The organism is Isoptericola sp. 178, assembly GCF_030586525.1.
Classification (GTDB): Bacteria; Actinomycetota; Actinomycetes; order Actinomycetales; family Cellulomonadaceae; genus Isoptericola; species Isoptericola sediminis.
This window is the reverse complement of sequence record NZ_JAUQYN010000001.1, coordinates 133,481-157,161: the sequence shown is the minus strand read 5'-3', so window position 1 is coordinate 157,161 and position 23,681 is coordinate 133,481. Positions and strand designations below refer to the sequence as shown.

The window sequence follows — 23,681 nt, the reverse complement described above, 5'->3', positions numbered from 1 at the left end:
CCGCCGGCCAGCCGCCGCGGTCGTACCCCCACCCAAGGAGGGACGAGAGCGTAGATGAGCACCATCCTGGAGATGCGCTCCATCACCAAGGAGTTTCCCGGCGTCAAGGCGCTGTCGGACGTCACCCTCACCGTCGAGCAGGGCGAGATCCACGCCATCTGCGGTGAGAACGGCGCCGGCAAGTCGACGCTGATGAAGGTGCTGTCGGGCGTCTACCCGCACGGCACCTACGACGGCGAGATCGTCTTCGACGGGTCCACGGCCGAGTTCGGGTCCATCTCGGACTCCGAGCGCGAGGGCATCGTCATCATCCACCAGGAGCTCGCCCTGGTGCCGTACCTGTCCGTCGCCGAGAACATCTTCCTCGGCAACGAGACCCGGGGACGCTTCGGCCTGGTCGACTGGAACGCGGCCAACCACCAGGCGTCCGCCCTGCTCGAGCGCGTCGGCCTGCACGAGAATCCGACCACTCCGATCGGCCAGCTCGGCGTCGGCAAGCAGCAGCTCATCGAGATCGCCAAGGCGCTCTCGAAGGAAGTGCGCCTGCTCATCCTCGACGAGCCGACCGCCGCCCTGAACGACACGGACTCCGAGCACCTGCTCGAGCTCCTGCGCGCGCTGCGCGCCGAGGGCATCACCTGCATCATCATCTCGCACAAGCTCAACGAGATCGAGGAGATCGCCGACCGCACGACGATCATCCGCGACGGGCAGACGATCGAGACGATCGACATGTCCGAGACGGAGTCCACGCAGGACCGGATCATCCGCGGCATGGTGGGACGCGACATCGAGAACCGCTATCCGCACCGCACGCCGGACATCGGCGACGAGGTGCTGCGGGTCGAGGACTGGAACGTCGACCACCCCACTCAGGCCGGGCGCCGGGTCATCACCGATGCCTCGTTCACGGTCCGCGCCGGCGAGGTCGTCGGGATCGCCGGGCTCATGGGCGCCGGCCGCACCGAGCTGGCCATGAGCATCTTCGGCCGGTCCTGGGGACGCAACATCCGCGGCTCCGTCTACAAGGACGGCAAGCGGATCCAGGTCCGGACCGTCGCGGAGGCGATCGGGCACAACATCGCCTACGCCACGGAGGACCGCAAGCAGTACGGTCTCAACCTCATCGACGACATCCGGCACAACATCTCCGCCGCCGGCCTGTCCAAGCTCGCCCCCGGTGGCTGGGTCAACAGCAACGAGGAGCTGAAGGTCGCCGAGGAGTACCGCGACTCGCTCAACATCAAGACCCCCAACGTCGTGGCGGAGGTCGGCAAGCTCTCGGGCGGCAACCAGCAGAAGGTCGTGCTGTCCAAGTGGCTCTACACCGACCCGGACGTCCTCATCCTCGACGAGCCGACCCGCGGCATCGACGTCGGTGCGAAGTACGAGATCTACACGATCATCAACAAGATGGTCGCGGCGGGGAAGGCGGTCGTCGTCATCTCCTCCGAGCTGCCCGAGCTGCTCGGCATCTGCGACCGCGTGTACACCCTCGCCTTCGGTCGCATCACCGGTGAGCTCCCCGTCGCCGAGGCGACGCAGGAACGCCTCATGGAGCTCATGACCCTCGAGCGCGACCAGCCCCTGCCCACGAAGGAACTCACCTCATGAACGCCATCGCCTCGGTCCGGGACGCGCTGACCCGGAACATGCGCCAGAGCGGCATCCTCATCGCGTTCGTCGCGATCGTCGCGCTGTTCGCCGCCCTGCACCCCGCCTTCCTGTCCCCGACGAACCTGACGAACATCGTCCTGCAGTACTCCTACATCCTGATCCTCGCGATCGGGATGGTGATGATCATCGTCGCCGGCCAGATCGACCTGTCCGTCGGGTCGGTGGTCGCGCTGACAGGAGCCGTCTCGGCGGTCGTCGTCGTCCGCAACGGGATGCCCTGGTGGGCCGGTGTGCTCGCCGCGCTGATCGTCGGCCTCATGGTCGGCATCTGGCAGGGCTTCTGGGTCGCCTACGTCGGCATCCCCGGCTTCATCGTGACCCTGGCGGGCATGCTGCTGTTCCGCGGCCTGACCTTCCTGGTGCTCGACAACGCCTCGCTGTCGCCGTTCGGCGGCACCTACTACGACATCGCCAACGGGTTCCTCAACGGGTTGCTCGGCGGGTACGGGTACGACGTCTTCACCCTGGTGATCTTCGGCATCGCCGTCGTCGGCTTCGCCGTCTCCCAGTGGCGGACCCGTCAGGGCAAGATCGCCTACCAGCAGTCGGTCGAGTCCATGCCGCTGTTCGTGCTGAAGCTCGTGCTCGTCGCGGCGGTCGTCATGTGGTTCGGCTACCAGCTCGCGTCCTCGCGCGGTCTGCCGGTCGTGCTGATCATCCTGTCCGTGCTGATCATCGCCTACACGCTGGTCACCCAGAAGTCGGTGTTCGGCCGCCACGTCTACGCCGTCGGCGGCAACCGGCACGCCGCGGAGCTGTCCGGCGTCGCCGTCAAGAAGATCAACTTCTGGATCTTCGTCAACATGGGCGTGCTGGCCTCGGTCGCCGGCATCGTCTACTCCTCGCGCATGAACGGTGCCCAGCCGGGCGCCGGCAACATGTTCGAGCTCGACGCGATCGCCGCCTGCTTCATCGGCGGTGCCTCGACGACCGGCGGCGTGGGCCGGGTCGGCGGCGCCATGATCGGTGGTCTGATCATGGCGGTCATGTCCAACGGCATGCAGCTCATGGGTGTGCCGCAGTCGATGCAGCAGGTCGTCAAGGGCCTGGTGCTGCTGCTGGCGGTCGCCTTCGACATCTGGAACAAGAAGCGGGCTGCGGCCGCCCGCTGAGTCCGGAGCTCGATGCCGACGGGCGGGTGGGAGGTCCCACCCGCCCGTCGGCATCCCCTCTACACTCCAGGTCGTGAAGGGACGGCAGTCGATGGCGCGCACGCAGTCGTCGTTGCGGGAGGCCAACCGCTCCCGCGTGGTCGACGCCGTCAAGAAGTACGGCAGCCTGACCCAGGTGGAGCTGGCCGGTGCCACCGGCCTGTCCGCCGCCACCGTCTCGACCATCGTCAAGGAGCTCGTCGCCTCCGAGGTGGTCGAGGTCCGCAACACCGTCCGCTCCGGGCGGCGGGCCCAGCTCGTCACGCTCTCGCACCGCGTCGGCCTGGTGGCCGGCGTCGTCGTCGGGTACCGCACGATGCGGGTGGCGCTCGCCGACGTCGCCCACGAGGTCCTCGCCGAGCAGACGCTCCCGCTGCCGGCCGACCACCGGTCCGACACCAGCCTCGACCGGGCAGCGCTGCTCGTCGTGGACCTGCTCGAGCGGGTCGGCTCGACCCTCGACGACCTGCTCGGCATCGGGCTCGGGGTCCCCGCGCCCGTGCACCCCACCACCGGGATGATCAGCGTCCGCGGCGTGCTGCGCGGCTGGGACTCCGTGCAGATCGCCCAGGTGCTGGAGAAGCGGCTGGCCCGCCCGGTGTTCGTCGACAACGACGCCAACCTCGGGGCGCTCGCCGAGTCGACGATGGGCGTCGGGCGCCCGTGGCGGGACATGGTCTACGTCAGCGTCTCCCACGGCGTCGGGGCCGGGATCGTCATCGGCGGGACGGTGCACCGCGGCGTCGACGGCACGGCGGGGGAGATCGGCCACGTCCAGGTCGACCCGGCCGGACGCATCTGCCTGTGCGGCAGCCGCGGCTGCCTGAACACCGTGGTGGGGCTGCCCGCGCTGCTCGAACCGCTGCAGACCAGCCACGGCAACCTCTCCCTGCGCGACGTCGTGCGGCTGGCCGGGGACGACGACCCCGGCTGCCGGGAGATCGTGGCCGACGCCGGGGAGCGGGTCGGCGCCGTCATCGCCGCGCTCGCGACGGGGCTCGGGCCCCAGGGCGTCGTCGTCGGCGGGGAGCTCGCCGAGACGGGCGAGACGTTTCTGGCACCCTTGCGTGCGGCGCTCGAACGCCGCACGGTGCTCAACCAGGCCGGCGGCCCCGAGGTGGTGCCCGCCGCGCTGGGTCTGCGTGCCGAGCTGGTGGGTGCCGTCGCCCTCGCGCTCCAGCACACCGACGTGTTCGAGCGCCCCGACCGTACCGACGAGGAGATGGCTGGACGATGAGGCCGCCGGCACCGCACCGCACACCCCTGCTCGCCCTGCACGAGGTGAGCAAGTACTTCGGCGCCGTCGAGGCGCTGGTGGGCGTCGACCTCGAGGTGCACTCGCACGAGGTCGTCGCGCTCGTGGGGGACAACGGCGCCGGCAAGTCGACCCTGGCGCAGATCGTGGCCGGGGTGCTGTCCCCGGACGCCGGCCAGATCGAGATCGCCGGCAAGCCGGTGACGATCTCCTCGCCGTCGGCGGCCAACGAGCTCGGCGTGGCCAGCGTGTTCCAGGACCTGGCGGTGTGCGAGAACCTCGACGTCACGGCGAACGTGTTCCTCGGGCGGGAGCAGCGCAACCGGTTCGGGCTGATGCACGACGGCGCGATGGAGGTCGAGACGCGGCGCCTGCTCGAGCGGCTCACCGTGCGCATCCCGTCGGTGCGGACCACGCTGCGCCAGCTCTCGGCCGGTCAGCGCCAGGCGGTGGCGATCGCGCGCACGCTCATCGGCGACCCGCGCATCGTCGTCCTCGACGAGCCGACGGCCGCGCTGTCGGTGGCCCAGACCGGCGAGGTGCTCACGCACATCCAGCGGCTGCGCGACCTGGGTCTGGGCGTGATCCTCATCAGCCACAACCTCAACGACGTCCGCGCGGTCGCCGACCGCATCGAGGTGCTGCGCCACGGGCGCAACAACGGGTCCTTCCGCGCCACCGCCTCGCACGAGTCGATCCTGGCCGCCATCACCGGGGCGGCCTGAGTCCCGGGTCGCCTCAGCGGCGTTCGTGGTCGGCGAGCCCGAACGTGTCGTGCGGGTCGACGTGCGCGAGGATCGCGTCCAGCACCCGCGTCAACGACCGCACGTCGGCGGGTTCGAGGTCGTCGTAGACGTTCTCCAGCACCGTGCGGGCGTGCCCCGGTGCGCTCGCCACGACCTTCTCCCAGCCGGCGTCGGTGAGCCGGGCGACGGTGGCGCGGCGGTCGTCGGGCGCGGGGCCGCGCGTGAGGTAGCCGCGCTCCTCGAGCCGGCGCGCGACGTGGGAGAGCCGCGGCAGCGTGGCGCTGGTGAGCCGGGCGAGGTCGCTCATGCGCAGCGACCGGTCCGGGGCCTCGGACAGCATCGCCAGCGTCAGGTACTCGAAGTGCGTCAGGTGGGCGTCACGGCGGAGCTGCTGGTCGAGCAGCGCGGGTAGCAGGCTGATGACGGCCTGCAGGCGGAGCCAGCTGCGCATCTGCTCGTCGTCGAGCCAGCGCGGGGGTTCGCCCTCGTCCATGGGAAGGTCTCCTCGTCCTGATTGGTTGACACGACAACTGTACCGTCCTACCTTGGTTGTAGCGTCAACCAAATGGCGGGCGCCCCCACCGAGGAGGAACACTCATGACCAGCAGCATCAGCATCATCGGCGCCGGGAACATGGGCACCGCGATCGCCGGCCTCGCCCTCGCCGCGGGCTCCGAGGTCCAGGTCGTGGCCCGCGACGTCACCGCCGCCGAGGCCGTCGACCCCGCCGTGGACGCCGCGGAGTTCGGCAAGCCGCTCACCGGTGACGTCGTCGTGCTCGCCCTGCCGTACCCCGCCCTCGACGACGTCGTCGCCACCTACGGCGACCAGCTCGCCGGGCGCACCGTCGTCGACATCACCAACCCGCTCGACGTCGAGACCTTCGACGCCCTCGTCGTGCCCGCGGACTCGTCCGCCGCCGCCGAGCTCGCCGCCGCCGTCCCCGGCGCCTCGGTGCTCAAGGCGTTCAACACCAACTTCGCCGCCACCCTCGCCACCGGCACCGTCGGCGACGTGCCCACCACCGTCCTCGTGGCCGGTGACGACGCCGACGCCAAGGCCGCCCTCGCCGCCGCCCTCGACGGGTCCGCCATCCGCGTCGTCGACGCCGGGTCGCTGCAGCGCGCCCGCGAGCTCGAGGCGCTGGGCTTCCTCCAGCTCACCCTCGCCGCCGGCGACAAGACCGCGTGGACCACCGGGTTCGCGCTGCTCTGACCCGTCCCACCCCGTCCACCCCGCCCAGGAGCCGACCCATGAACACCGCGACCCCGCGCACCGACGACCTCCTCGCGGCCGAGACCACGATGGGAGCCGTCACGCTCCACGTCGGCGACCTCGCCGCGATGAGCGCCTACTACCGCGAGGCGATCGCCCTGGTGGAGCTGCCGGACCTCGGCGCCCCCGACCGGGTCGTCCTGGGCCGGGGGCGGACCCCCGTCGTCGTGCTCCGGCACACGCCGGGACTGCCGGCGACGTCACGGCACCAGGCCGGGCTCTTCCACACAGCCGTCCTGTTCGACACCGAGGAGGCGCTGGCCGCCGCCGTGGTGCACGCCGCCCGGCACCCGCTGTCCCGGTTCGTGGGGAACGCCGACCACTGGGTCTCCCGGGCGTTCTACTTCACCGACCCCGAGGACAACGGCATCGAGCTCTACTGGGACCGGCCGCGGGACACCTGGCAGCGGTCCGGGGGACGGGTCGCGATGGGGACGGACTGGTTCGACCCGCAGGCCTGGCTCCAGCAGCACCTGGACGAGTCGGCGCTGACCGGCGCCTCCGGACAGGGTGCCCAGGTGGGCCACGTCCACCTGCAGGTCGGCGACATCCCCACCGCACAGCGGTTCTACGTCGACACCCTCGGCTTCGAGGTCATGGCGGACCTGCCCGGCGCGCTGTTCGTCGCGGCGGGCGGGTACCACCACCACCTGGCGGTGAACACCTGGAACAGCGCCGGGGCGGGGCCGCGGGCCGCGTCGCTCGGCCTGGGGCAGGTGGCGCTCACCGTCCCCGGCCAGGACGACGTCGACGCCCTGCGCGACCGGCTGCGCCACGCGCGCGTGCCGGTGCGCGACGACGGCCGGACCCTGCGCTTCGACGACCCCTGGAACACGCTCGTCGAGGTGTCGGTCGGCTGATCGGCGGCGAGAGCGGGGAGCAGGGGGAAGCCCGGGGCGCGGTCGTCCATCGCGAAGTGCAGGTCGCGCAGCGACCGTGAACGCGACCGTGCCCCTGCTTCCCCCTGCTCCCTGACCTCCGGCTCAGTGGAAGACGACGGTGCGGTGACCGTTGAGGAGCACGCGGTGCTCGGCGTGCCACCGCACCGCGCGGGCCAGCGTGCGCCGCTCGACGTCCTCGCCCAGCGCCACGAGCTGACGGACGGCCCGGGAGTGGTCGACCCGTTCGACGTCCTGCTCGATGATCGGCCCCTCGTCGAGGTCGCCGGTGACGTAGTGGGACGTCGCCCCGATGAGCTTGACCCCGCGGTCGTGGGCCTGCGCGTAGGGGCGGGCGCCCTTGAACGAGGGCAGGAACGAGTGGTGGATGTTGATCACGCGGCCGTTGAGGTCGCGGCACAGCTCGTCGGACAGGATCTGCATGTACCGGGCGAGCACGACCAGCTCGACGTCCAGCTCGTCCACCAGGGACCGCAACCGGTCCTCCGCCTCCGCCTTGGTCGCGGACGTGACCGGCACGTGGTGGAACGGCTTGCCGTAGAAGTCGGCGATGTCCGCCAGGTCGGGGTGGTTCCCCACCACGCCGACGACGTCGATCGGCATCCCCTGGTCGCGCTCGCGGTAGAGGAGGTCGACCAGGCAGTGCGCCGCCTTGGACACCATGACCAGCGTGCGCATCGGCCGTCCGACGACGTCCAGGGCCCAGGTCATGCCGAACCGGTCCGCGACGTCCGCGACGGCCGGCTCCAGCTCGTCGCGCGAGGCGTGGGACTCGACCTGGACGCGCATGAAGAACAGCCCGGAGCTCGGATCGCCGAACTGCTGGGACTCGGTGATGTTCCCGTCGTGCTGGGCGAGCATCCCGCTGACGGCGTGGACGATGCCCGGCCGGTCGGGGCAGGACAGCGTCAGCACCCACTCGGTGGGCGGTCCGGTGGGGGGCTCGGCAGGTGCGGAGGTCGGCTGCGTGGTCACGCACGCCATTGTCGCCCAGTTCTGCCACGATGGACCCATGAGCGACACCACCGCCACGTCCGGCCGGCCCGACGAGGTGCCTGCCCGTTCGGAGGCGCCGACCCGCATCGCCCTCGTCGACGACGCCCACGCCGGCGAGCTGCTGACGCTGCGCCGCGCGGCGTTCGTCTCCGAGGCCCAGGTCTACGGCGACCCGAACATCCCGCCGCTGACGCAGACCCTGCACGAGCTGCGCGAGGACATGGCGCGGGACGACGTCGTCACGATCGGCGCCTGGACCGGGGAGCGTCTCGTGGGTTCGATCCGGGTCGAGCTGCAGGACGGCCGGGCCACCCTGGGGCGGCTGGCGGTCGCACCCGACCAGCAGGGCCGTGGCCTGGGGACGACGCTCCTCTTCGCGATCCTCGACCACCTGCCCGATGACGTGTCCGAGATCTGGGCCTTCACCGGCAAGGACTCGCAGCAGAACCTGGCGATGTACACCAAGCACGGTTACGAGGCCCAGTACGACGAGGCGGCGGGTGAGCTCACCTACACCTACCTGCGCCGGGTGCTGCACGAGGTGAACGCGCGTAACGCCGGCGAGCGTCCGGCCGGTTCGCCCGCCGACCGCCCGTGACCGGTCCGGCGGCGGCGCGCACGGTGCGCCGGCCGTCCATGGCGGACGTCGCGGCGCTCGCGGGGGTGTCCCACCAGACCGTCTCCCGCGTGCTCAACGCCCACCCGAGCGTCCGGGAGGCGACCCGTGACAAGGTCCTGGCCGCCATCGAGGAGCTCGGGTACCGCCGCAACAGCGCCGCCCGGGCCCTGGTGACGTCCCGCTCCGCGACGCTCGGCGTGGTGACCACCGGGTCGGCGTTGTTCGGTCCGACGAGCACGCTCATCGCGGTCGAGGAGGCGGCACGGGACCAGGGCTACTTCGTCTCGGTCGCCACGTTGCGCAGCTACGACACGGCGTCGATCAACCAGGTCCTCGAGCACTTCATGGCGCAGGGCGTCGACGGGATCGTCGTCATCGCGCCGCACGACGCGGTGGCCGCCGCGGTCGAGTCGTTCCGCTCCCCGGTCCCCGTCGTGCTGGTGGCGGCCCTGGAACCGTCGTCGGCGGACGCCTCCGGGCCGTCCACCCTGTCGGTCGCCGTGGACCAACGGGCCGGTGCCCGGCTCGCGACCGAGCTGCTGCTCGACCTGGGGCACGCCGACGTCGTGCACGTCGCCGGCCCGCAGGACTGGTTCGACGCGCGCGAGCGCCTGGCCGGCTGGCGCGAGGCGCTCGACGCGCACGGGGTGCGTCCCGCCCGGCCCCGCGAGTGCTCCTGGTCCGCCGGTGACGGCTACGCGGCGGGGCGGGACCTCGCCGAGGCCGTGGCCGCGGGGGAGGGGCCGACGGCGGTCTTCGCGGGGAACGACCAGCTCGCCCTCGGCGTCCTGCGCGCCGTGTGGGAACGCGGCCTGCGGGTGCCCGAGGACGTGTCGGTGGTGGGGTTCGACGACGTCGCCGGGGCGGCGTACTTCGTGCCGCCGCTGACGACGGTGCGTCAGCCGTTCGGCGAGGTCGGGGCGCACGCGGTGGCGATGGTGCTGGGCTCGCTGGCGGGGGACACGGTGGCGACCCGGCGCATCGCGCCGGAGCTGGTCGTGCGGTCCTCGACGGCGCCGCCGCGGCCGACGGCGAGGTAACCGGACGTGCCCGGACGCCGAGGTTTGGGCATCCACGATGTGAGCGTTAACATAGGCGGACCACGCGAGGAGGAACCTGGGATGACGCGGCACGACGAGGCGACCGGCAGCCGGGACGCCATCACCGCCGGGCGGACCACGCTCGGGATCGAGCTCGGCTCGACGAACATCAAGGCGTGCCTGGTCGGCCCGGAGCACGAGGTGCTGGCCAGCGGGACGCACGGCTGGGAGAACGAGCTCTCCGACGGGCGGTGGACCTACTCCCTGGAGGCCGTGCACGCCGGGCTGCAGGACGCCTACGCGGCGCTCGTGGCGGACGTCGAGCAGCGGTACGGCGTGCGCCCCACCACGTACGGCGCGCTGGGCGTCTCGGCGATGATGCACGGCTATCTCGCGTTCGACGCGGACGGCGAGCTGCTCGTCCCGTTCCGGACCTGGCGCAACACCAGCACGGGCCCCGCCGCCGCGAAGCTGTCCGACCTGTTCGGCCACAACATCCCGCTGCGCTGGTCGATCGCGCACCTGTACCAGGCGATCCTCGACGACGAGCCGCACGTCCCGCAGATCGCGTCCTTCACCACGCTCGCCGGCTACGTCCACCGGATGCTGACGGGCCGGCACGTCCTCGGTGTCGGTGACGCCTCCGGCATGTTCCCGATCGACCCGGTCACCCGGGACTACGACCGGCGGCTGCTCGACCAGTTCCGCCACCTCGTCGCCGCCGAACGGCCCGGTCTCCAGGTCGAGGGTCTGCTGCCCGAGGTGCTGCCCGCCGGCGCCGACGCCGGTCACCTGACCGCCGAGGGCGCCGCCCTGCTGGATCCCACCGGCGAGCTGCGGGCCGGTCCGGTGCTGTGCCCGCCCGAGGGCGACGCCGGCACCGGGATGGTCGCCACGAACGCCGTCGCGCCGCGCACGGGCAACATCAGCGCCGGCACCTCGATCTTCGCCATGGTCGTGCTCGAGAAGCCGCTGACCGGCGTCCACCACGAGCTGGACCTGGTGACCACACCCGCCGGCGACCTCGTGGCGATGGTCCACTGCAACAACGGCGCGAGCGAGCTCGACGCGTGGGCCGGGGTCTTCGCCGAGTTCGCGACGGCGCTCGGGCACCCCAGCCCGGCCGACGCCGTCTTCGAGGCCCTGTTCGGGGCCGCTCTCGACGGCGAGACCGACGGCGGTGGGCTGCTGGCCTACAACTACCTCGCCGGGGAACCGATCACCGGGCTCGACCAGGGGCGTCCGCTCGTCGTGCGCACCCCGGACAGCCGCCTGACGCTGGCCAACCTGATGCGCACCCAGATCTACGGCGCCTTCGGCACCCTGGCGCTGGGCATGAAGGTGCTGCACGGCGAGGGCGTCGCCGTCGACACGATGTTCGCCCACGGAGGCATGTTCCGGACGGCCGGCGTCGCCCAGCGTCTGCTCGCGGCCGCCGTCGACGCGCCCGTCGCCGTCGGACGGACCGCCTCGGAGGGCGGCGCCTGGGGGATCGCGGTCCTCGCCGCCTTCACCCGCGCGGCCGCCGCGGAGCCCGGTCTGACCCTGGACGGGTACCTCGCCGACCGCGTCTTCGCCGACGCCGAGCTGGACGTCGCCCGGCCCGACGCCGACGACGTCGCCGGCTTCGCGGCCTACCTCGAGCGGTACTCCGCCGGTCTCGCCGTCGAACGTGCCGCCACCGAAGCCCTCTGACGACCACCGGAACCGAACGGGAGACCCCATGCCGAACGCCGCCCGCCCGACCGAGGTGCCGGCGCACCTGCGCGCCGCCGTCGACGCCGCCAAGCAGAAGGTCGCCGCCCTGCACGCCGAGCTGCCCCGCTGGGAGCTCGTGGTGTGGACCGCCGGCAACGTCTCCGAGCGGGTCCGGGACGATCAGGGAGGGCCTGACGGCGCGAGCGACCTCCTCGTCATCAAGCCGTCCGGGGTCTCCTACGACGACATCACCCCCGAGGCCATGGTCGTGTGCGACCTGCAGGGCCGTCTCGTCGAGGGGGACCGTTCGCCCTCGTCCGACACCGCGGCGCACGCCTACGTCTACGCGCACATGCCCGAGGTCGGTGGCGTGGTGCACACCCACTCGACCTACGCCACGGCGTGGGCCGCGCGGGGTGAGGAGATCCCCTGCGTGCTGACGATGATGGCCGACGAGTTCGGCGGGCCGATCCCCGTCGGACCGTTCGCGGTCATCGGGGACGACTCCATCGGCCGCGGCATCGTCGAGACCCTGCGCGGGTCCCGCTCCCCGGCGGTGCTGATGGCGAACCACGGCCCCTTCACCATCGGCGGGGACGCCCGGGCGGCGGTCAAGGCGGCGGTGCTGTGCGAGGAGGTCGCCCGGGCGGTGCACGTCGCCCGGCAGGTCGGCGAGCCCGTGCCGATCGCGCAGCAGCACGTCGACGCCCTCTACGACCGCTACCAGAACGTCTACGGCCAGCGCTGACGGCGCCGTCGGACTCGAAAGGACAGATGATGAGCAAGCCCTACGGTGACCGCGAGGTCTGGTTTCTCACCGGCAGCCAGGACCTGTACGGTCCCGAGACGCTGGAGCAGGTCGCCCGGCAGTCCCAGGAGGTCGCCGCCGCGCTCGACGCATCCGGCGACGTGCCCGCGAAGGTGGTGTGGAAGCCGGTCCTGAAGGACTCCGCCGCCATCCGTCGCGCGATGCTCGAGGCGAACAGCGACGACGACGTCCTCGGTGTCGTGACCTGGATGCACACGTTCAGCCCGGCCAAGATGTGGATCGCCGGCCTGGACGCCCTGCGCAAGCCGTTGCTGCACCTGCACACGCAGGCGAACGTCGAGCTCCCGTGGTCGGAGATCGACATGGACTTCATGAACCTCAACCAGGCCGCGCACGGCGACCGGGAGTACGGCTACATGCTGACCCGCCTCGGCGTCGCCCGCACCACCGTGGTGGGCCACGTGTCCGACCCCGCGGTGCAGCGGCGCGTCGGCACCTGGGTCCGCGCCGCGGCCGGCCGCCTGGCCACCCAGGAGCTGAAGCTGGTCCGCTTCGGCGACAACATGCGCAACGTCGGTGTCACCGAGGGTGACAAGACCGAGGCCGAGCTGCAGTTCGGCGTCAGCGTGAGCACCTGGGGCGTGAACGACCTCGTCGGGGGCGTCGAGGCGGTCGCCGCGACCGAGGTCGACACGCTGGTCGCCGAGTACGAGGAGCGCTACGACGTCGCTCCCGAGCTGCGCGCCGGGGGAGAGCGCCACGAGTCGCTGCGGTACGCGGCCCGCCAGGAGCTCGCGATGGAGGCCTTCCTGGTCGAGCGCGGCGCCAAGGCGTTCACCACGAACTTCGAGGACCTCGGCGCGCTGCGCCAGCTCCCGGGCCTCGCGGTGCAGCGCCTCATGAGCAAGGGCTACGGCTTCGGCGCCGAGGGCGACTGGAAGACGGCCGTGCTCGTGCGCGCCGCCAAGGTGATGGGCGAAGGTCTGCCCGGCGGCGCCTCCCTCATGGAGGACTACACCTACGACCTCACGCCCGGGTCGGAGCTGATCCTCGGGGCGCACATGCTCGAGATCTGCCCGTCCCTGACGACGTCGAGGCCCCGGGTCGAGATCCACCCGCTCGGCATCGGCGGCAAGGAGGACCCGGTGCGCATGGTGTTCGACACCGACGCCACCGAGGGCGCGGTCGTCGTGTCGCTGGCCGACATGCGCGACAGGTTCCGCCTCACCGCGAACGTCGTCGACGTCGTGCCGCCCGCGCAGGAGCTGCCGAACCTGCCGGTGGCCCGGGCCGTGTGGAGGCCGCGGCCGGACTTCCCCACGTCGGCCGAGGCCTGGCTGACCGCCGGCGGCGCGCACCACACGGTGATGTCCACGGCCGTCGGCATCGAGGCGTTCGAGATGTTCGCGCAGATCAGCGGGACCGAGCTGCTGGTCATCGACGAGGACACGACGCGCCGCGGGTTCGCCGACCAGGTGCGCTGGAACCAGGTCTACTACAAGCTCGCCCAGGGGCTCTGACCCGCCCCACCCGTGAGGCGTCGAGCGTCCCTGTCCCTGCGGTCACCCGCTGACCCGCCGGGACCGGGACGCTCGTGCGCGTGCTCCCGGTGGCGCCTCGAGTGTTCCGGCCTGGTCACGATCGGCCTCCGATGCCCTGTGAAGCGTTGACTTCTCGAACGTGCACCTGTTGATATATGGCGTCATCACCATTTTTCGGAGGAATACGTGACTCAGCAGGACGTCTCGGCGACCACCTCGAGCGGCGCCGCACCGAGGCCCCGGTACCGCGGTCGGCACCTGCCGATGGTGGCCGTCGTCATCGCCGCGTTCATCGCCACGGCGCTGGCCTACAGCGGCATGGTCCTGTTCGGGCTCGAGGTCGCGAACATGGCGCCGGTCGAGGCCTACGCGCTCGCCGGGTTCCTCGAGGTCAGCCTGGTGGCCGTCGCGCTCATGGCGCGCAACGCGGCCCTCGAGGGGCGTCCGTACGGGGTGCTCCTGACCCTGACGTGGGTCCTGTCCGGCACCTCCGGCGTGTTCGCGGCGCTGCACGAGATCGCCGTCCCGAACGAGTCGACGCCCTACATGGTGGTCTTCCGGTTCGTGCCGCCGCTGGTCGCCGCCCTGATGTGGCACCTCGCGCTCGTCGGCGAGCGGCACCTCGTCACGGGCCACACGCTCGACGAACGCCGCCGCGAGCACCGCGTGCACCAGTACGTCACCGCCCTGGAGCTGTGGCGGGACGCTCGCCTCGACAGCACCGGCACCCGCAACAGCATGCGACGGGTCCGGGCCCTGCACGAGCGCCAGCGCGCCGCACGGGACCGTGCGCTGAAGCTCCTGACGGTCGAGGACTTCGAGCGTCGGATGCAGGTCTGGGTCGAGCGGCTCGAGGCCGCCGAACGGCACGGCAACCGCCTCGACACGATCGGCGCCAGCTCGGTGAAGCGGGGCAGGACCCCGGGGTCGGCACGCGAGGCGACCGCCGTCACCCTGCCGCCCGCGCGGCGTGAGGTCCTCGCCCCCGCGGCCACCCGGGAGCCGGCGACGGCCGAGGTGCAGGACGAGCAGGCCGAGACCTTCGCCGACACCTTTCGTGCGGCGCTGACCGTCGAGGAGACGCCCGCGCCCGCCCCGACCGTGTCCTCCGACCGGCAGGACGTCGACGACGAGCGGTCGGCACCGGTGGAGGACGCCGCGGCCGCCGAGACGCACGGGACGGCCGAGCCGGCATCCGAGTCCGAGCCGGTCCGGCACACCGACGAGACCACGCCGTCCGAGACGACGCCGTCCGAGGCGCCGCAGCCCCGGGAACCGCTGCCGGAGACCGGGCACACACGCCGGGTCGAGATGTTCGACCTGGTCGACCGCGCGCGTGCCGAGCGCGCCGCACAGGCCGACGGGCCGGCCTGGTCCGCCGTGAGCGAGGGCGCGGACTCCCCGCAGGTGGACACCGACACGGCGGAGGAGACGCCGGCCCCGGCCGCCGGTGACCCGGCGTCGGACCGCGCCGCGGAGCAGGAGTCGCGCACCGACGCGTCCGACCTGCCGGCCTCGGGCCGTGACCGTCGCATCGTCGAGCTCGCCCGTCAGGGACTGACCCAGCGGGAGATCGCCGACGAGGTCTCCGCATCGCGATCCACGGTCTCCCGTGTCGTGCGCCGCTACGAGGACCAGAAGGCCGAGCGCTCGCGGTCCGCGGACGACCTCGAGCTGGCCACCGTCTGACCCCGGGTCCCGGGCGTGCCCGGGACCGCAGAACGACCCACGGGCGCCTCCGTCCGGAACCGGCACCCGGTTCCCCGACGGAGGCGTCCGTGTGTCGTGTTCGACGGTCCGCGGGTCGTCGTGCTCTCGTCGTCCGATCCCGACCGCACCGACGCTGCTACGATCGTCTGGTCGTGACTGGCGTGCAGGTGGATCACCACCGGGAAGCGACAACGCTGTGCTGACGACGGGTCGGTCGCCTGGGCCCGGTCGGACGACATCCGTGGACCGCCGACACAGCAGGAGAACGCCCCCATGAGCACTCCCGACCCCACGTTCGACGCCCCTCTCGCCGAGGTCGACCCGGAGATCGCCGCCGTCCTCGACGGTGAGCTCGCCCGGCAGCGCGACACCCTCGAGATGATCGCGTCGGAGAACTTCGTCCCGCGCGCCGTGCTGCAGGCACAGGGCTCGGTCCTGACGAACAAGTACGCCGAGGGCTACCCCGGCCGCCGCTACTACGGCGGGTGCGAGCAGGTCGACATCGCCGAGAACCTGGCGATCGAGCGGGCGAAGGCGCTGTTCGGTGCCGAGTACGCCAACGTCCAGCCGCACTCGGGCGCCCAGGCCAACGCCGCGGTCCTGCACGCGCTCATCAAGCCCGGCGACAAGATCATGGGCCTGGAGCTGGCCCACGGCGGTCACCTCACCCACGGCATGAAGATCAACTTCTCCGGCAAGCTCTACGAGGTGGCCGGCTACGGCGTCGACCCCGAGTCGTACCGGATCGAGATGGACGAGGTGCGCAAGCGCGCGATCGAGCACCGGCCGGACGTCATCATCGCCGGCTGGTCCGCCTACCCGCGCGAGCTCGACTTCGCAGCCTTCCGGGAGATCGCCGACGAGGTCGGTGCCAAGCTGTGGGTGGACATGGCGCACTTCGCCGGCCTGGTGGCGGCGGGTCTGCACCCGTCCCCGGTGCCGCACGCCGACGTGGTCTCCTCCACCGTGCACAAGACCATCGGCGGACCCCGCTCCGGGTTCATCCTGTCCTCGGACGAGCACGCCAAGAAGCTCAACTCCGCGGTCTTCCCCGGCCAGCAGGGCGGCCCCCTCATGCACGTCATCGCCGGCAAGGCGGTGGCGTTCAAGATCGCCGGCACCGAGGCGTTCGTCGAGCGCCAGGAGCGCACCCGGCGCGGGGCGCGGATCATCGCCGACCGACTGAACCAGGCGGACGTCGCCGGGACCGGCGTCTCCGTGCTGACCGGTGGCACGGACGTCCACCTCGTGCTCGTCGACCTGCGGAACTCGGCGATGGACGGTCAGCAGGCCGAGGACCTGCTGCACTCCGTCGGCATCACCGTCAACCGCAACGCCGTCCCGTTCGACCCGCGTCCGCCGCGCGTGACCTCCGGCCTGCGGATCGGCACGCCGGCGCTCGCGACCCGCGGGTTCGGCGACGAGGAGTTCACCGAGGTCGCCGACATCATCGCCGCGGCGCTGCGCGACGGCACCGCCGCCGACGCCGAGGCCCTGCGCGCGCGGGTCGCGAAGCTCACCGCCGACTTCCCGCTGTACCCGGGTCTGCACCAGTGACGGCGGAGAAGCTCGACGGGAAGGCCACCGCCGCCGCCATCAAGGACGAGCTGCGCGGACGGGTGGACGCCCTGCGCGCACGGGGCGTCGTGCCCGGGCTCGGGACGCTGCTCGTCGGGGACGACCCCGGCTCGCAGTGGTACGTCGCCGGCAAGCACCGCGACTGCGCCGAGGTCGGGATCGAGTCCCTGCGCGAGGACCTGCCCGCCGACGCGACCCAGGCCGAGATCGAGGCCGCCGTCACCCGGCTGAACGAGGACCCGGCCTGCACCGGGTTCATCGTGCAGCTCCCGCTGCCCGCCGGCATCGACACCAACCGCATCCTCGAGCTCGTCGACCCCGCCAAGGACGCGGACGGCCTGCACCCCACCAACCTGGGGCGCCTCGTGCTCCGGGTGGGCGGGGAGATCACCTCCCCGCTGCCGTGCACCCCGCGCGGCATCGTCGAGCTGGTCGAGCGGCACGGCGTCGACTGGGCCGGCAAGGAGGTCGTCGTGCTCGGCCGCGGCGTCACCGTGGGGCGCCCGATCGGCCTGCTGCTCACGCGCAAGGCCGTCAACGCCACCGTCACGCTCACCCACACCGGGACGCGCGACCTGCCGGAGCTGGTGCGACGGGCCGACGTCGTCGTCGCGGCGGCCGGTGTGGAGGGCATCGTCACGGGCGACATGGTCAAGCCCGGCGCCGTGCTGATCGACGTCGGCGTCTCGCGCCGCACCGACCCGGAGACGGGGAGGTCCCGCGTGGTGGGCGACATCGCCCCCGAGGCGCGCGAGCAGGCGGCCTGGTACTCGCCGAACCCCGGCGGCGTGGGGCCGATGACGCGCGCGATGCTGCTCGCCAACGTCGTCGACACCGCCGAGCGGCAGGCGGGCCCCGCGGCCTGACCGCGCGGCAGGGTGGCGCCGACCGGAAGGGGCCGGCGCCACCGTCGCCCCGGTGCGGCACCGATGAGTCGTGACGCGGTGCGACGTCCCTCCTGCAGGGCCCCGACCGGCGGGGCCGTCACGCGAGGAGGACCGCCATGGTGACCGTGCGACCGCACCTCTGGTTCGGGAACGACCGGGCCCACGAGGCCGCCGCGTTCTACGCCGACCACCTGCCCGACTCGAGCGTGCAACGAGTGCTCACCGCCGCGGAGGGCATCCCCGGCGCGACGGCCGGCGCGCCCTTCGTCGTGGAGTTCACCGTCTGCGGCGTCGAGGTCGTCGGCCTGAACGCCGGGCCTGCGCTGCGCCTCGACGAGGCGTTCAGCTTCTACCTGCGGTGCGACGGGCAGGAGGAGGTCGACCACTACTGGGACCTGCTGACGGCCGACGGCGGCAAGCCGGGTCCCTGCGGCTGGTGCACCGACCGGTTCGGGGTGAGCTGGCAGGTGATCCCCCGGCAGCTCGAGGAGCTGTGCGGCGACTACACCACGCCGGCGAACCAGCGCGCGATGCAGGCGATGCTGCAGATGGGCAAGATCGACGTGGCGACGCTGGAGGCCGCCCACCGCGGTGCGTGAGGTGCGTCGCTGACGCCGTCGGCGGCGTGTGGTGGGATGGCCCGCGTGCTGACCGTCGCCACCGCCAACGTCAACGGGATCCGTGCCGCCGTCCGCCGCGGCATCGACGACTGGATCGCCCGCCGGGAGCCGGACGTCCTGCTGCTGCAGGAGGTGCGCGCCCCCGACGAGCTCGTCCGTGCCCACTTCGCCGACCACCATGTCGCTCACCTGCCCAGCCGGATCAAGGGGCGGGCCGGTGTCGCCGTGGTCTCCCGCCTCCCGCTCGCCGCGGTCCGTGACGGCGTCGGGTCCGGCGAGGACGAGCCGGACGTCGACTCCGGTCGGTGGCTCGAGGCGGATCTGGAGCTGCCCGGCGGTGACCGGCTCACGGTCGTCTCGGCCTACCTGCACTCGGGGTCGGCGAAGCCGGGGCAGGAGCACACATTGGCGGCCAAGTACGACCACCTGGACCAGGTGTCGCGGCGCCTGGACGCGCTCGTCGCGGAGGAGCACCCGGTGCTCGTGGCCGGTGACGTCAACATCGCCCACCGGGAGGTCGACATCGCCAACTGGAAGGGTAACCTCAAGAGCTCCGGGTTCCTGCCCGCCGAGCGGGCCTACCTGGACCGGTGGTTCGAGGCCGGCTGGCGCGACCTCGGCCGCGCGCTCGGTGGCGACGGCCCGGGGCCGTACACGTGGTGGACCTGGCGGGGCCAGGCGTTCGACAACGACCGCGGCTGGCGGATCGACTACCAGCTCGCGAACCCGGTGCTGGCGGACCGCGCCCTGAAGGTCGAGGTGGACCGCGCCGCCTCCTACGACGCCCGCTGGAGCGATCACGCGCCGGTCGTCGCGACCTACGACCTCCCAGATCACCGCGGCAAGATGAACGTGTGATGCACGCCGCGGCGCGTGTTCATCTGCTGTTCACCTTCAGGCTGAGATGTCGTCATCCAGCACTGGTTGGCTCGGTATCACCGTGCCCTGAGACGGCCTGACCTGGCGCCGTCTCGACCCCGATGGGAGCCACTTCATGACCGACGTCGTCCCGCAGGCGTCCGTGACCACCGCGAACACGTCGCAGGTCGAGCCCAAGCGGCTGCGTAGCCCCTTCGAGCGGTTCGGCCTGACCGGCCGGCCGCTGCGGACCGTCAACTGGCTCGGGGTCGTCGCCGGTGTCTACGTGCTGATCACCGCCGTGGAGCTCATCGGCTCCGGGTTCAAGGCGGCGACGGGTGACACGGCCGAGTCGCTGTTCGCGTTCGCGTCCAACCCCTTCGTCGCGCTGATGGTCGGCGTGCTGTTCACCGCCGCCACGCAGTCGAGCTCGACCACGACGTCGGTCACGGTCGGTCTGGTGGCCGGCGGTCTGCCGATCCAGATCGCGATCCCCATGCTGATGGGGGCGAACATCGGGACCACGCTGACCAACACCCTGGTGAGCCTCGGGATGGTCCGCGACCGGGAGAGCTTCCGTCGGGCGTTCTCCGCCGCGACGGTCCACGACTTCTTCAACCTCCTCGCCGTCGCGATCTTCCTTCCGCTGGAGCTGGCCTTCGGCCTGCTGGAGCGGGTCTCCGGCTGGCTGGCCGGCGCGAGCTCGGGAGCCGACGGCGGCATCGTCGCCACCCTCTTCGCCGCGATCGGCACCGTGGTGGACACGGTCACCGAGCCGCTGGCGAACCTCCTCGAGGCCGGGACCTCGTTCCTGCCCGACCCGTGGCACGGCGTGCTCATGATCGTGCTGGGCATCGGCCTGATCCTCGGCGTCATCAACTGGCTCGGTCGCCTGCTCAAGGTGCTCATGGTGGGCAAGGCGGCCCAGATGCTGCACTCGTCCGTCGGCCGTGGGCCGATCAGCGGCGTCGCCAGCGGTGCGGCCGTGACCATGATGGTCCAGTCCTCCTCGACCACGACCAGCCTCATGATCCCGCTGGCCGGGTCCGGCACGTTCTCCCTCAAGCAGGTCTACCCCTTCACGGTGGGTGCCAACATCGGCACCACGGTCACGGCACTGATCGCGGCCTTCGCCTTCACGGGGGCGGAGGGCGAGGTCGCCCTGCAGGCGGCGTTCGTGCACGTGATGTTCAACGTCTTCGCCGCCCTGGTGATCTTCGGCATGCCGCTGCTGCGGCAGGTGCCGCTGCGCGGAGCCGTCTGGCTCGGCAACGTGGCGGCGGCCAACAAGCTCTGGGCGGCGGCCTGGGTCCTCGGCGTGTTCGTCGGCGTGCCGATGGCGCTCATCGGGCTGACCGTGCTGCTGTGACGGCGTCCCACGACCGGCGCGACCGGTCATCGACGGAGCGCAGCCAGGACATCGCTGCGCTCGAGCAGGAGCTCGCGCGCGTCGTCGAGGAGGCGGAGGCACGGCTCGCCGAGGTCCGCCGCGAGCTGGCCGAGCGGCGTCAGCAGGAGGCGCAGCACGCCGAGATCGACCGGCTGGAGGAGCACCTCGCGAACGCCACCGTGCAGTGGCGCGAGGTCGGGGAGTTCTTCGAGGAGGCGCTGCAGCAGCTCCGCGGCGACCGGGAGGACGCCGGGGCGGAGCCGTCCACGCCCGCCGACGACCTGGGGACCGGCTCGCCGGCCTGATCCCCGACCCTGCGGCTCCTCAGGGCCCGGACCCCGCGTTCCGCCGGGGTCCGGGCCCTGTGTCATGCAGCGGGCGCCGACGGCGGGGCGAGGAGGAACCCCGGGGCCGGCAGGCCTGCGTCGGCGAAGGCCTCGTGGACGGCGGTCACCACGGTGTCGACCTGCCCGACGGGCACCAGGGCGATGGCCGACCCGCCGAACCCGCCACCGGTCATCCGGGCCCCGAGCGCACCCGCGGCCAGCGCGGCGTCGACCACGAGGTCCAGCTCGCGGGCCGACACCTCGTAGTCGTCGCGCAGCGACACGTGCGACGCGGTCATGAGCGGCCCGACCTCGTCCACGCGGCCGGCGCGCACCCGCGCCGCGAACTCCTCGGTCCGAGCGATCTCGGTGACCACGTGGCGCACGCGCCGACGGAGCACCTCGGCGTCCTCGGCACCACCGAGCCGCCGCAGCGCGTCCTCCAGGGCGTCCGGCGAGACCTCGCGCAGGGACGCCACACGGAGCATCTCGGCGGCGCGTTCGCAGGAGGCGCGACGCTCGGCGTACTGGCCGTCGACGAGGGCGTGCTCGGCACGGGTGTCGACCACCAGGAGGGCGAGCCCGGCGCCGGCCGGGTCGAACGGCACGGCGGTGGCCGAGTCGAGGGCCGAGAGGCCCGGTCGGCAGTCGAGCAGGAGGGCGTGCCCCGCCGAGCACCGCAGCGAGGCCGCCTGGTCCATGCCGCCCGTCGGCGCCCCGGCGATCTCGTTCTCGGCGCGCACGCAGGCGGCCGCGAGCTCGGCACGGCCGGCGTCGTCGGCGGCCCGGCCCAGACCGTGCACGGCGTCGAGCGCCACGGCGACGGCGCACTCGAGGGCCGCCGACGACGACAGCCCCGCCCCGAAGGGCACGCACGAGTCGACGACGGCGTCGAAGCCCGTGACCTCGTGGCCGGCGTCGCGCAGCGCCCAGGCGACGCCCGCGACGTAGGCGCCCCATCCCGACGTCTGCCCGGGGGCGACGTCTGTCAGCCGGGTCTCCCAGGTCCGGCCGGGCGCCTGGGCGGAGGAGAGCCGGACCAGGTCGTCGGTCCGGCTGCGCAGCGCCACGTACGTGCGGTGGGGGAGCGCCACGGGCAGCGCGAGACCGGCGTTGTAGTCGGTGTGCTCACCGATGAGGTTCACGCGCCCGGGTGCGGACCAGACGCCGTCGGGCGTCCCGTCGCCGTCGAAGACCTCGGCGAACAGGGTGCGGACACGTGCGGCGCCGTCGTCGGCGGACCAGGACTCGAGCCACTCGGGAGACGTCATGGCCCTCAGTATGAGGGACCGGCGGTGGCCGCTCGACGGGGTGTCCGGAGAGCGGTCCGCGCGTCGGACGGCCCGGCGGACCGGCGGGCTCAGCCCACGGGGGTGACGCCGAGCCGGCGGCCCGCCAGGCCCCGCTCCCGCCCCGCCAGCCGCCGGGCGACGTCCCGGAGCACCTGGGCGCCGGGGGACTCCGGGGCGGTCAGCACGACCGGCGTCCCGCCGTCCCCGCCCTCGCGCACCGCCAGGTCGAGCGGAACCTGACCCAGCAGCGGGACGTCCGTCCCGGTGGCGTCGCTGAGGCGCCGCGCCACGGTCTGGCCACCACCGGCGCCGAACACCTCCAGACGCGAGCCGTCGGGCTGCTCCAGCCAGGACATGTTCTCCACGACGCCGATCACGCCCTGCGAGGTCTGCGTGGCCACGGACCCGGCACGCTCGGCCACCTCCGCGGCCGCCGTCTGCGGGGTGGTGACCACGAGGATCTCGCTGCCGGGCAGCAGCTGGGCGACGGAGATGGCGATGTCCCCGGTCCCGGGCGGGAGGTCGAGGAGCAGCACGTCCAGATCTCCCCAGAACACGTCGGCGAGGAACTGCTCGAGGGCCCGGTGCAGCATCGGACCCCGCCACACGACCGGCTGGCCCTCGGGGACGAACATCCCGATGGAGACCACCTTGACGCCGTGGGCGATCGGGGGGAGCAGCATCGAGTCGACCCGGGTGGGCTGGCGGTCGACACCGAGCATGCGGGGGATCGAGAAACCGTAGATGTCGGCGTCGACGACGCCGACGGTCAGGCCGTCGGCGGCCATGGCCGCGGCGAGGTTGGCCGTGACGCTCGACTTGCCGACGCCCCCCTTGCCGGAGGCCACGGCGTAGACCTTCGTCAGGCTGTCCGGCTGGGCGAACGGGATGCTCGGGTCCCCGCTGCCGCCCCGCAGCCGGGAGCGCAGCGACTGGCGCTGCTCCGGGGTCATGACGCCCAGGTCGACGTCGACGCGGCCGACACCCTCGACGGCCGCGGTCGCCGCCGTCACGTCGGAGACCAGCGTGTTCTTCATCGGGCACCCGGCGATCGTGAGGTCCACCCCCACGGTGACGTGGGCGCCGTCGGAGGCGTCCTGCGGCGCCTCGACCTGGATCGAGCGGATCATGTCCAGCTCGGTCAGGGGGCGGCGGATCTCGGGGTCGATGACCCCGGACAGGGCGTCGCGGACGCGGGCCTCGAGATCGGTGGTGCTCATGCCTCGATCCTAGGTGGCGCCGGCCGGGGGTCGTGCAGCCCGGCGCCGGCGCGACCGCGGTGCGGGGGGAGGAGCCACGGCCGGTGCGGGCATGTGGCCTCGGGGCGCCCGGTGCGAAATACTGGGCGAATGAG

At 72.5% G+C, this 23,681-nt stretch carries 22 protein-coding genes and 1 riboswitch; of the genes, 18 read left to right on the top strand and 4 right to left on the bottom strand.

Annotated features, from left to right (window positions below):
* Positions 1–54 precede the first annotated feature (54 nt).
* The 4 genes from mmsA to Q6349_RS00625 all read left to right on the top strand — a co-directional run bounded on the left by mmsA (position 55) and on the right by Q6349_RS00625 (position 4,808).
* Positions 55–1,614, top strand: coding sequence for a multiple monosaccharide ABC transporter ATP-binding protein (gene mmsA / locus Q6349_RS00640; RefSeq protein ID WP_304602453.1), 1,560 nt, complete (start codon positions 55–57; stop codon positions 1,612–1,614).
* Positions 1,611–2,789 (top strand): multiple monosaccharide ABC transporter permease, encoded by a 1,179-nt coding sequence (mmsB, locus tag Q6349_RS00635; protein ID WP_304602452.1) that lies wholly within the window; start codon positions 1,611–1,613, stop codon positions 2,787–2,789. Before mmsA ends, mmsB begins: the two co-directional genes overlap by 4 nt.
* A 91-nt stretch (positions 2,790–2,880) precedes the next feature.
* Complete coding sequence (locus Q6349_RS00630) at positions 2,881–4,065, top strand: ROK family protein (RefSeq protein WP_369810811.1); 1,185 nt, start codon at positions 2,881–2,883, stop codon at positions 4,063–4,065.
* On the top strand, positions 4,062–4,808 hold the full coding sequence (locus Q6349_RS00625) for an ATP-binding cassette domain-containing protein (RefSeq protein WP_171245462.1): 747 nt from the start codon (positions 4,062–4,064) through the stop codon (positions 4,806–4,808). Before Q6349_RS00630 ends, Q6349_RS00625 begins: the two co-directional genes overlap by 4 nt.
* Before the next feature lie 13 nt (positions 4,809–4,821).
* Here the strand turns inward: Q6349_RS00625 and Q6349_RS00620 are convergent, their stop codons facing one another.
* Complete coding sequence (locus tag Q6349_RS00620) at positions 4,822–5,322, bottom strand: MarR family winged helix-turn-helix transcriptional regulator (protein WP_304602450.1); 501 nt, start codon at positions 5,320–5,322, stop codon at positions 4,822–4,824.
* Between the two features lie 104 nt (positions 5,323–5,426).
* Between Q6349_RS00620 and Q6349_RS00615 the strand changes: the two genes are divergently transcribed.
* Both Q6349_RS00615 and Q6349_RS00610 read left to right on the top strand, forming a co-directional pair.
* On the top strand, positions 5,427–6,044 hold the full coding sequence (locus Q6349_RS00615; RefSeq protein WP_304602449.1) for an NADPH-dependent F420 reductase: 618 nt from the start codon (positions 5,427–5,429) through the stop codon (positions 6,042–6,044).
* Between the two features lie 38 nt (positions 6,045–6,082).
* Positions 6,083–6,964: a VOC family protein gene (locus Q6349_RS00610; protein WP_304602448.1), complete on the top strand. Its 882-nt coding sequence runs from the start codon at positions 6,083–6,085 to the stop codon at positions 6,962–6,964.
* 123 nt (positions 6,965–7,087) lie between these two features.
* On the opposite strand, the gene purU is transcribed toward Q6349_RS00610, so the two are convergent.
* Positions 7,088–7,987, bottom strand: coding sequence for a formyltetrahydrofolate deformylase (gene purU / locus Q6349_RS00605; RefSeq protein WP_304602447.1), 900 nt, complete (start codon positions 7,985–7,987; stop codon positions 7,088–7,090).
* Between the two features lie 28 nt (positions 7,988–8,015).
* Between purU and Q6349_RS00600 the strand changes: the two genes are divergently transcribed.
* The 12 genes from Q6349_RS00600 (at position 8,016) to Q6349_RS00545 (ending at position 21,014) form a co-directional block, all read left to right on the top strand.
* On the top strand, positions 8,016–8,597 hold the full coding sequence (locus tag Q6349_RS00600; RefSeq protein ID WP_171245467.1) for a GNAT family N-acetyltransferase: 582 nt from the start codon (positions 8,016–8,018) through the stop codon (positions 8,595–8,597).
* A 38-nt stretch (positions 8,598–8,635) separates the two neighbouring features.
* Positions 8,636–9,658 carry a LacI family DNA-binding transcriptional regulator gene (locus tag Q6349_RS00595; RefSeq protein ID WP_304602446.1) on the top strand — a complete coding sequence of 341 codons (1,023 nt, stop codon included), beginning with the start codon at positions 8,636–8,638 and terminating at the stop codon, positions 9,656–9,658.
* A gap of 81 nt (positions 9,659–9,739) precedes the next feature.
* Complete coding sequence (locus Q6349_RS00590; RefSeq protein ID WP_304602445.1) at positions 9,740–11,353, top strand: xylulokinase; 1,614 nt, start codon at positions 9,740–9,742, stop codon at positions 11,351–11,353.
* A 28-nt stretch (positions 11,354–11,381) separates the two neighbouring features.
* Entirely contained in the window at positions 11,382–12,104 is a 723-nt protein-coding gene (locus tag Q6349_RS00585) for an L-ribulose-5-phosphate 4-epimerase (protein WP_304602444.1), read from the top strand.
* 29 nt (positions 12,105–12,133) lie between these two features.
* The gene (gene araA, locus Q6349_RS00580; RefSeq protein ID WP_304602443.1) at positions 12,134–13,645 is read left to right on the top strand and encodes an L-arabinose isomerase; all 1,512 of its coding nucleotides are present in this window, start codon (positions 12,134–12,136) and stop codon (positions 13,643–13,645) included.
* A gap of 207 nt (positions 13,646–13,852) precedes the next feature.
* Positions 13,853–15,355: a helix-turn-helix domain-containing protein gene (locus tag Q6349_RS00575; RefSeq protein WP_304602442.1), complete on the top strand. Its 1,503-nt coding sequence runs from the start codon at positions 13,853–13,855 to the stop codon at positions 15,353–15,355.
* 163 nt (positions 15,356–15,518) lie between these two features.
* Positions 15,519–15,607, top strand: a riboswitch (ZMP/ZTP riboswitch).
* Positions 15,608–15,649: 42 nt separating this feature from the next.
* Entirely contained in the window at positions 15,650–16,933 is a 1,284-nt protein-coding gene (gene glyA / locus Q6349_RS00570) for a serine hydroxymethyltransferase (protein WP_304602441.1), read from the top strand.
* A complete protein-coding gene (locus Q6349_RS00565) occupies positions 16,930–17,820 on the top strand; it encodes a bifunctional methylenetetrahydrofolate dehydrogenase/methenyltetrahydrofolate cyclohydrolase (RefSeq protein ID WP_304602440.1) in 891 nt (296 codons plus the stop codon). The genes glyA and Q6349_RS00565 overlap by 4 nt, the downstream gene beginning before the upstream one ends.
* A gap of 137 nt (positions 17,821–17,957) precedes the next feature.
* Positions 17,958–18,440: a VOC family protein gene (locus Q6349_RS00560; RefSeq protein ID WP_304602439.1), complete on the top strand. Its 483-nt coding sequence runs from the start codon at positions 17,958–17,960 to the stop codon at positions 18,438–18,440.
* A 45-nt stretch (positions 18,441–18,485) separates the two neighbouring features.
* On the top strand, positions 18,486–19,319 hold the full coding sequence (locus Q6349_RS00555) for an exodeoxyribonuclease III (RefSeq protein WP_304602438.1): 834 nt from the start codon (positions 18,486–18,488) through the stop codon (positions 19,317–19,319).
* 136 nt (positions 19,320–19,455) lie between these two features.
* The gene (locus tag Q6349_RS00550; protein WP_304602437.1) at positions 19,456–20,688 is read left to right on the top strand and encodes a Na/Pi symporter; all 1,233 of its coding nucleotides are present in this window, start codon (positions 19,456–19,458) and stop codon (positions 20,686–20,688) included.
* Entirely contained in the window at positions 20,685–21,014 is a 330-nt protein-coding gene (locus Q6349_RS00545) for a hypothetical protein (protein WP_304602436.1), read from the top strand. Before Q6349_RS00550 ends, Q6349_RS00545 begins: the two co-directional genes overlap by 4 nt.
* A 62-nt stretch (positions 21,015–21,076) precedes the next feature.
* On the opposite strand, the gene galK is transcribed toward Q6349_RS00545, so the two are convergent.
* Both galK and Q6349_RS00535 read right to left on the bottom strand, forming a co-directional pair.
* On the bottom strand, positions 21,077–22,306 hold the full coding sequence (gene galK, locus Q6349_RS00540) for a galactokinase (RefSeq protein WP_304602435.1): 1,230 nt from the start codon (positions 22,304–22,306) through the stop codon (positions 21,077–21,079).
* A gap of 89 nt (positions 22,307–22,395) precedes the next feature.
* Positions 22,396–23,547: an Mrp/NBP35 family ATP-binding protein gene (locus Q6349_RS00535; RefSeq protein ID WP_304602434.1), complete on the bottom strand. Its 1,152-nt coding sequence runs from the start codon at positions 23,545–23,547 to the stop codon at positions 22,396–22,398.
* Positions 23,548–23,681: the final 134 nt, after the last annotated feature.

Coding starts and splice junctions, on each gene's coding strand:
- mmsA (WP_304602453.1), top strand. CDS start 55: ATGAGCACCATCCTGGAGATGCGCTCCATCACCAAGGAGTTTCCCGGC.
- mmsB (WP_304602452.1), top strand. CDS start 1,611: ATGAACGCCATCGCCTCGGTCCGGGACGCGCTGACCCGGAACATGCGC.
- Q6349_RS00630 (WP_369810811.1), top strand. CDS start 2,881: ATGGCGCGCACGCAGTCGTCGTTGCGGGAGGCCAACCGCTCCCGCGTG.
- Q6349_RS00625 (WP_171245462.1), top strand. CDS start 4,062: ATGAGGCCGCCGGCACCGCACCGCACACCCCTGCTCGCCCTGCACGAG.
- Q6349_RS00620 (WP_304602450.1), bottom strand. CDS start 5,322: ATGGACGAGGGCGAACCCCCGCGCTGGCTCGACGACGAGCAGATGCGC.
- Q6349_RS00615 (WP_304602449.1), top strand. CDS start 5,427: ATGACCAGCAGCATCAGCATCATCGGCGCCGGGAACATGGGCACCGCG.
- Q6349_RS00610 (WP_304602448.1), top strand. CDS start 6,083: ATGAACACCGCGACCCCGCGCACCGACGACCTCCTCGCGGCCGAGACC.
- purU (WP_304602447.1), bottom strand. CDS start 7,987: ATGGCGTGCGTGACCACGCAGCCGACCTCCGCACCTGCCGAGCCCCCC.
- Q6349_RS00600 (WP_171245467.1), top strand. CDS start 8,016: ATGAGCGACACCACCGCCACGTCCGGCCGGCCCGACGAGGTGCCTGCC.
- Q6349_RS00595 (WP_304602446.1), top strand. CDS start 8,636: ATGGCGGACGTCGCGGCGCTCGCGGGGGTGTCCCACCAGACCGTCTCC.
- Q6349_RS00590 (WP_304602445.1), top strand. CDS start 9,740: ATGACGCGGCACGACGAGGCGACCGGCAGCCGGGACGCCATCACCGCC.
- Q6349_RS00585 (WP_304602444.1), top strand. CDS start 11,382: ATGCCGAACGCCGCCCGCCCGACCGAGGTGCCGGCGCACCTGCGCGCC.
- araA (WP_304602443.1), top strand. CDS start 12,134: ATGAGCAAGCCCTACGGTGACCGCGAGGTCTGGTTTCTCACCGGCAGC.
- glyA (WP_304602441.1), top strand. CDS start 15,650: ATGAGCACTCCCGACCCCACGTTCGACGCCCCTCTCGCCGAGGTCGAC.
- Q6349_RS00560 (WP_304602439.1), top strand. CDS start 17,958: ATGGTGACCGTGCGACCGCACCTCTGGTTCGGGAACGACCGGGCCCAC.
- Q6349_RS00550 (WP_304602437.1), top strand. CDS start 19,456: ATGACCGACGTCGTCCCGCAGGCGTCCGTGACCACCGCGAACACGTCG.
- galK (WP_304602435.1), bottom strand. CDS start 22,306: ATGACGTCTCCCGAGTGGCTCGAGTCCTGGTCCGCCGACGACGGCGCC.
- Q6349_RS00535 (WP_304602434.1), bottom strand. CDS start 23,547: ATGAGCACCACCGATCTCGAGGCCCGCGTCCGCGACGCCCTGTCCGGG.